Raw genomic sequence first — 7,921 nt, forward strand, 5'->3', positions numbered from 1 at the left:
CGTCGCCGCGCCCGCCCCGGTGTGCGCGGGGCGGGCAAGCGGCGTACGGCCGCTCAGCCGGTCAGCCGGTCGGTCGCCCCGCCGGTCAGCCGCTCCGCCGGGCCTCCGCCATGCGCTGCTCCGCGATCCGGTCCGCGGCCACCGCCGGGGGCACGCCGTCGGACGCCGCCCGATGGAATATCTCCACCGTCGTGTCGAAGATCCCCGCGGCCTTCGCCCGCGCCCGGTCCATGTCGAAGCCGTGCAGCTCGTCGGCGACCTGGATGACGCCGCCCGCGTTGACCACGTAGTCGGGGGCGTAGAGGATGCCGCGGTCGGCCAGGTCCTTCTCCACACCCGGGTGCGCGAGCTGGTTGTTCGCCGCGCCGCAGACGGCCTTCGCGGCGAGGACCGGCACCGTGTCGTCGTTGAGCGCGCCGCCCAGCGCGCACGGCGCGTACACGTCCAGCGGCTCGCGGATCAGCGCGTCCGTGTCCGCCACGACCGCGACGCCGGGGTGGGCCGCCAGCACCTGCTCGACCGACGCCGCCCGCACGTCGGTGATCACGACCTCCGCGCCGTCCTCGATCAGGTGGTCCACGAGGATGTGCCCCACCTTGCCGACCCCGGCGATGCCGACCCGCCGCCCGCGCAGCGACGGCGTGCCCCACAAGTGCTCGGCCACCGCGCGCATGCCCTGGAAGACGCCGAACGACGTCAGCACCGAGGAGTCGCCGCAGCCGCCGTTCTCGGGCGAGCGGCCGGTGGTCCACCGGTTCGTCCGGGCCACGACGTCCATGTCGTGGACGTACGTGCCGACGTCGCACGCGGTGACGTAACGCCCGCCGAGCGAGGCGACGAAGCGGCCGTAGGCCAGCAGCAGCTCCTCGGTCTTCACCTTCTCCGGGTCACCGATGATCACGGCCTTGCCGCCGCCGTGGCCGAGGCCGGCCATGGCGTTCTTGTACGACATGCCGCGGGAGAGGTTCAGCGCGTCCAGGAATGCGGCCTGCTCGGGGTCGTCCGCGGAGGCGTAGTCGTGGAAGCGGGTGCCGCCGAGGGCCGGGCCCAGGGCGGTGGAGTGGATGGCGATGACCGCCTTCAGGCCGGTCTCGCGGTCCTGGCAGAGGACAACCTGTTCATGTCCGCCCTGGTCGGAGCGGAAGAGTGTGGAGAGAACGTCGGTCACGGTGGTGACTCCGGTTTGGTCGCGGGCTGCTGCCCTCCAGGGGTGGGGGAGGGCAGGTAGTGGCTCAAGCCTAGAGCGGTGCCGGCCTCCCGGACCCCCGGCGGGGTCTCGGGTTCCCGGAGGCGTCCCCCCGGAGGACTCAGCACCATAGTCTGCGGCAGACTCGGATACGTACGTGGGAGAGGGGAGAGGGCGTGGCCGTGGTGTCGTCACTGGTGATCCCGTACGCGACGTACCTGCGGGTGTACGAGCCGCTGGCCGCCTTCCCCGAACCCGAACGCACCCACTGGTATCGCTACGCCGCCCGCGAGGCCACCCCCACCAGCCAGGATGAGCTGCTCCGGGCGCTGGCGGGGCTGGCCGGCACTCCGCCGACGGTGGCCCCGGCGCACGAGAGCGGCGACGCGTTCGTCGCCGACGTGGACGGCGTGACGTGCGTCTGCCCCTGGCGCACCCGGCTGCGGAGCTGGCTGGCGCTGGACGAACTCGTCGACGAGCTGCCCCGGCCGGTGCTGGAGGCGGCGCTGCCCGAGGTCGTACGGGAACAGGCGCTCGCCGACCACGCACGCTGGCGGGTCGACAACCCGGACGCCCGGCCGTGGATCAGGTCCGCGGTGTGGACGGTGCCGATGCGCTGGTTCGTGCTCTTCTCCGACGAGGAGCGGGAGTACGAGACGGGCCCCCGCACCCTGCTGCGCTACCGCACGCCGATGGTGCAGGCCCGGCGCCGGGTGGCGCGCGGGCTGAAGGCGCTGCGCGACGCGGTCGGGCCGGCGCCGCTGGTCGAGGGGCTTGTGGACGTCGGGAAGTGGCTGGAAGAGTTCCATCCGCGGTCGCTGGTGGAACTGGACTACGGCGGGCTCGTCCACGCCCTGCCGCAGGAGCACCTGGCCGAGGACCGCTCCGCGGCGGAGGTCGCGGAGGGCCTGGCGGCGCTGGCGGCGGGGGACGAGGAGCGGGCCGGGCGGGCGTACCAGCGGCTGACGGACCGCTGGGGCGTGGTGCGCGAGCGGCAGTTCGCCAGCTAGCGCGTACGGGCTGGGCGGCGGGCGGCGGCCGGGTACGGGTCTCGTCTGCGGGCCCGGGCGGCGGGTGTGGGCGGTGGACGCTGGCGGCGGGGCCCGCGGGGGTCCGGGTGAGCGCTGAGCCGGGGGCGTTGGCAAGGAGTTGAGCAAGCGCTCACTAGTGCGACGAACAAATCCGGACTAGTGTCCCGCCATGCCCCGGCACGGAAGGGGTCGTTCGGTCCCTGCCCCTGGGGACTTTGGCCCTGGGGCGAAGGTCCCGAACCAGGCTATTTGGTCAAGCGTGATGGAAAGCACGTACCTGGGTCTTGCCGTCACCGCATAGCTTGGGTGACGATATAGGGCAAGGAGTCCAGATGGGGTATGTTCCGTCCAACTTAGGGTGGAATGCCGAGCATTGATCCTCTCGTGGGAGACCTTGTGGCCCCTGGTGGTGCTGTGACTGATCGTCACGACGATGTGACTGTCCGCTATGGCCCGGTCCAGCGGGATCCGTCGAGGTTGAACACCTCAGAGGGCAATTCCATCGGTTTGGCCGACGCCGCTGGACAGATGGTGTAGTTGTAGTGCCGAGGACAAGCCGTTCGTCCTATTACCGACTCGACCCCCGTTGGCCATATCGGTCAACGAGGGTCAAGGTGCAGAATTTAGAGGAAAGAACCGAGAAGGTTCGGTTCTCCCGAGGAGGCCGCTCATGACCGCTCGCACCCCTGACGCCGAGCCGCTGCTGACCCCCGCCGAGGTAGCCACGATGTTCCGTGTTGACCCGAAGACGGTCACGCGCTGGGCGAAGGCCGGCAAGCTCACGTCGATCCGCACGCTCGGCGGGCATCGCCGCTACCGCGAGGCGGAGGTCCGCGCACTGCTGGCGGGCATTCCGCAGCAGCGCAGCGAGGCCTGACCCACCCGCGTCACCGGGGCAGGCCGGGACCCCCTAGCCCGGCTCACGCCCCTTGCACCACACGCGACGCAGTGTCGCCGATCGCGCTGGACTCCGCCGGGTTCAGCGCGATGTGCCGCACGGCCCCCAGTGGCCGCCCTCCCCGGGGCGGTTGCCGGGGGCCGTTCGCGTACGCGACGGCCGTGGGGCGGTGTGCCGCACATGCCCGTCCGGGCGCAGGTGCAATGGCACATACAAAATTGACCCGACGTAAGAGCGGAGTAAATCCCCCTGTTTCGAAATCGTTTGAGTGATCCCCGTCACAGTCTCCTTACCTTGCGGTGTCGGTGACCGCTGCGATATTGACCCCCAGTCAACTCGTGCACTAACCCGGGAGCGTTGCTCCCTCGGGCTCGGTTGTCTCCGCCGCGTCGTCCGCGATTCCCGCGTCGTCCGCGTCCGTGATCTCGGGCGGCGCCGTCTCCATGGCCAGCCGCAGCAGCCGGCTGCAGACGGCGCAGTGGGGGGTGAGGTGCCCGTACGACGAGGCGGCGGAGAGATGGGCGCGCAGAAGGGCCTTCGTCTCGTGTCGCGTGGTCGTCGTCATATGCCTTGAGTACCCAGTGGCCGAACGCCCGTCAAGGAAACGAGCAGCCGGTCTAGACCGCGGAGCAGGGCGGATGTGGCGGAGGGGGACTGGTGGGACGGATGAGGCGCCGTACGCGGGCGGCCTCCGGCCGGGAAGTACGCGAACGGCCCCGGCCGAGAAGGGCCGGGGCCGGACGATGGCGCTGCGGTCCTGACGGGATTTGAACCCGCGGCCTCCACCTTGACAGGGTGGCGAGCACTCCAAACTGCTCCACAGGACCTTGCGTGCGCGAACGCGCGTGCTCGACTCTACAGCAGCTCAGGCCGCCGGTCGAACCGGTTCCCGGCCCCCGCCACGCCGCCCGCGAGGGCTCACCGCGTGGGCGGCACCAGCGCGTCGACCGCCTTCATGATCCGCTTGTCGGAGACCGGATACGCCGTCCCCAGCGCGTGCGCGAAGTAGCTGACCCGCAGCTCCTCGATCATCCACCGCACGTCCCGCACCGCCCGCGGCACCGGCCGCCCCCGCGGCTGCTGCTCCACCAGCCACCCGTACTCGTCCTGCATCTCCTTGACCTTCGCCATCCGCGCCCGGTCCCGCTCCGCGTGGGTGGGGAGCTGCTGGAGCCGGCGGTCCGCCGCGACCAGGTACCGCAGCAGGTCCGGCAGCCGGCCCGCGCCGTGCTCGGTGACGAAGCCCGGCTTGATCAGCCACGCCAACTGCTCGCGTACGTCCGCCGCGGACTCGGCCAGCACGGGGCTCTTGACGGCCCGCAGCCGTCCCTCGCAGGCGTGCCAGGCCGCCAGCACCTCCTGCACCTGCCGGATGGTCTGCATCGTGGCGTCGACGATGTCGGCCCGTACGGAGTCGAAGAGCTTGCGGAAGCCCTCCTCGTCCCACGCGGGCCCGCCGCGGGCTGCGATGAGCCGGTCCGCGGAGGCGGTGACGCAGTCCTCGAAGAGGGCCTGTACGCCCCCGTGAGGGGTGCGGGAGAGGGCCAGCTTCGCCTGGTTGGACAGCGTGCTGTTCGCGAACTTCGCGGGGTTGGAGGGCAGTTGGAGCAGGATCAGGCGGCGGGTGCCGGCCCACATGGCGGCGGTCTGCTCCGCCTCCGTGTCGTACAGCCGCACGGCGACGGTCTCGCCCTCGTCCACCAGGGCCGGGTACGCCTTGACGGTGTGGCCGCCGCGCCGGGTCTCGAAGGTGCGGGGGAGGGTGCCGACGGTCCAGGACGTCAGGCCCGTGCGGCGGTCGAGTGCGGGGCCGCCCCCGTCGCTCTCCGAGCCGGCGCTACGGGCCTTCTTCCCGCCGCTGTGACCGCTGCCCCGGCCGCCGCCCGCCGCCGCCTCGTCGAACGCGCGCGTGATCGCCGCCTGCGTCTTGGGCTTCAGCCGCAGCCGCAGCTCCTCCAGGTCCTTCGACTCCGCCAGCTTCCGCCGCCGCTCGTCGGTCACCCGGAACGTGATCTTCAGATGCTCCGGCACCTTCGCCCAGTCGAAGTCCTCTGCCGCGACCGGCACCCCCACCATGCGCTGCAACTCCCGCGCCAGCGCCGTGGTCAGCGGCTCCCGCACCGGCTGCGTCTGACCGCGCCCCTCCGGGGGCGACGAACGCTCCAGGAACGCCTTCGCGTAGTTCGGCGCCGGCACATAGTTGCGCCGGATCGGCTTCGGCAGCGAGCGGATCAGCTCGGTGACCACGTCCTCGCGCAGCCCCGGGATCTGCCAGTCGAAGCCGTCCGGGACCACCTGGTTGAGGATCTGCAGCGGTACGTGCACGGTGACGCCGTCCGCGTCCGTGCCCGGCTCGAACTGGTAGGTCACCCGCAGCTTCAGCTTCCCCTGCCACCAGGAGTCCGGGTAGTCGTCCTTGGTGACGCCCTCCGCCTGCTCGTTGATGAGCATCGACTTCTCGAAGTTGAGCAGCTCCGGCTCTTCGCGCTGCTTCTTCTTCCACCAGGAGTCGAAGTGCGCGCCGGAGACGACGTCCGCGGGGACGCGCTGGTCGTAGAAGTCGAAGAGGGTCTCGTCGTCCACGAGGATGTCGCGGCGGCGGGCCCGGTGCTCCAGCTCCTCGACCTCGGTGAGGAGGCGGCGGTTGGCGGCGAAGAACTTGTGGTGCGTACGCCAGTCGCCCTCGACCAGCGCGTGCCGGATGAACAGGTCGCGGCACGTCTCGGCGTCGATACGGCCGTAGTTGACCTTGCGCCGGGCCACCAGCGGCACGCCGTAGAGGGTGACGCGCTCGTACGCCATGACCGCGGCCTGGTCCTTCTCCCAGTGCGGCTCGCTGTACGTGCGCTTGACCAGGTGCTGCGCCAGCGGCTCGACCCACTCGGGCTCGACCTTCGCGTTGACCCGGGCCCACAGCCGGGAGGTCTCGACCAGCTCGGCCGACATGACCCACCGCGGCGGCTTCTTGAAGAGCGCGGAGCCGGGGAAGACGGCGAACTTCGCGCTGCGCGCGCCCAGATACTCGTTCTTCGCGTCCGTGTCTTTCAGCCCGATGTGGCTCAGCAGCCCCGCCAGCAGCGACTGGTGGACCAGGACGGGCGCCGCGTCCTGGTCCGCCGGGTGGATGCCCATGCCGCGGGCGATGGTGCGCAGTTGGGAGTAGATGTCCTGCCACTCCCGTATGCGCAGGTAGTTGAGGAACTCGCGTTTGCACATGCGGCGGAACGCGGACGACGACAGCGCCTTCTGCTGCTCGCGCACGTACGTCCACAGGTTGAGGAACGTCACGAAGTCGCTGGACTCGTCGCGGAAGCGGGCGTGGTGCTGGTCGGCCTGCTGCTGCTTGTCGGCGGGGCGCTCGCGCGGGTCCTGGATGGACAGGGCGGAGGCGATGACCATGACCTCGCGTACGCAGCCGTTGCGCTCGGCCTCCAGCACCATGCGGGCCAGCCGCGGGTCGACGGGCAGTTGGGCGAGCTTGCGGCCGGTGTCGGTGAGGCGCTGCCCCTTGCTCCCTCCGGGGGCTTTCTGGGCCGTATCGAGCGCGTGCAGCTCCTCCAGGAGCTGGACGCCGGCCTTGATGTTGCGGCTGTCCGGCGGGTCGATGAAGGGGAACTTCTCGATGTCGCCGAGGCCCGCGGCGGTCATCTGGAGGATGACGGAGGCCAGGTTCGTACGCAGGATCTCGGCGTCGGTGAACTCGGGGCGGGCGAGGAAGTCCTCTTCCGAGTACAGCCGGATGCAGATGCCGTCGGCGAGCCGGCCGCAGCGGCCCTTGCGCTGGTTGGCGCTGGCCTGCGAGACGGGCTCGATGGGCAGGCGCTGGACCTTGGTGCGGTGGCTGTAGCGGGAGATGCGGGCGAAGCCGGTGTCGATGACGTACCGGATGCCGGGGACGGTCAGGGAGGTCTCGGCGACGTTCGTGGCCAGCACGACGCGTCTGCCGCCGTGTCTGGAGAAGACACGGTGCTGCTCGGCGTGCGAGAGACGCGCGTAGAGGGGGAGGACCTCGGTGTTGCGGAGCTTCTGCTTGGCGAGCGCGTCCGCGGTGTCGCGGATCTCGCGCTCGCCGGAGAGGAAGACGAGGATGTCGCCGGCACCGTCGCCCTCGGCCTGGAGTTCGTCGACGGCGTCGCAGATGGCGGTGATCTGGTCCCGGTCGGCGTCTTCCGCCCCTTCTTCGAGGAGCGGGCGGTAGCGCACCTCGACCGGGTACGTACGCCCGCTGACCTCGACGATCGGGGCGTCGCCGAAGTGCCGGGAGAAGCGCTCCGGGTCGATGGTCGCGGAGGTGATGACGACCTTGAGGTCGGGGCGGCGGGGGAGGAGACGGGCGAGGTAGCCGAGGAGGAAGTCGATGTTCAGGCTGCGCTCGTGCGCCTCGTCGATGATGATCGTGTCGTACTGGCGCAGCTCGCGGTCCGTCTGGATCTCGGCGAGCAGGATGCCGTCGGTCATGAGCTTGACGAGGGTGTCGCCGCCGACCTGGTCGGTGAAGCGGACCTTCCACCCGACGGCCTCGCCGAGCGGGGTGCGCAGTTCCTCGGCGACGCGCTCGGCGACCGTGCGGGCGGCGATGCGGCGGGGCTGCGTGTGACCGATCAGGCCCCGGACGCCGCGGCCCAGCTCCAGGCAGATCTTCGGGATCTGGGTCGTCTTGCCGGACCCGGTCTCGCCCGCGACGATCACGACCTGGTGGTCGCGTATGGCCGCGAGGATGTCGTCCTTCTTCTGGCTGACCGGCAGCTCCTGCGGATACGACACGGAGGGCACCGCGGCGCGCCGGCGCTCGGCGGTCAGCTCCGC

The 7,921-nt window shown here is 70.9% G+C and carries 5 protein-coding genes and 1 tRNA gene; 2 read left to right on the forward strand and 4 right to left on the reverse strand.

Annotation, left to right across the window (positions count from 1 at the left end; translation table 11 throughout):
* Window positions 1–85: 85 nt before the first annotated feature.
* A complete protein-coding gene (locus B124_RS20605; RefSeq protein ID WP_496504360.1) occupies window positions 86–1,168 on the reverse strand; it encodes a Leu/Phe/Val dehydrogenase in 1,083 nt (360 codons plus the stop codon).
* Between the two features lie 194 nt (window positions 1,169–1,362).
* On the opposite strand from B124_RS20605, the gene B124_RS20610 reads away from it, so the two are divergent.
* A complete protein-coding gene (locus B124_RS20610; protein WP_496504361.1) occupies window positions 1,363–2,196 on the forward strand; it encodes a DUF8083 family protein in 834 nt (277 codons plus the stop codon).
* Window positions 2,197–2,887: 691 nt separating this feature from the next.
* Window positions 2,888–3,094, forward strand: coding sequence for a developmental transcriptional regulator BldC (bldC, locus tag B124_RS20615; RefSeq protein WP_003949541.1), 207 nt, complete (start codon window positions 2,888–2,890; stop codon window positions 3,092–3,094).
* A gap of 364 nt (window positions 3,095–3,458) precedes the next feature.
* Here the strand turns inward: bldC and B124_RS20620 are convergent, their stop codons facing one another.
* The 3 genes from B124_RS20620 to hrpA all read right to left on the reverse strand — a co-directional run.
* The gene (locus tag B124_RS20620; RefSeq protein WP_496504362.1) at window positions 3,459–3,680 is read right to left on the reverse strand and encodes a DUF6274 family protein; all 222 of its coding nucleotides are present in this window, start codon (window positions 3,678–3,680) and stop codon (window positions 3,459–3,461) included.
* A gap of 187 nt (window positions 3,681–3,867) precedes the next feature.
* Window positions 3,868–3,942: transfer RNA gene (locus B124_RS20625), tRNA-Asp, on the reverse strand.
* A gap of 91 nt (window positions 3,943–4,033) precedes the next feature.
* Window positions 4,034–7,921: ATP-dependent RNA helicase HrpA (gene hrpA / locus B124_RS20630; protein ID WP_496504363.1), on the reverse strand; the 3,888-nt coding region annotated here is incomplete at its 5' end.

Source organism: Streptomyces sp. CNP082, assembly GCF_059570535.1.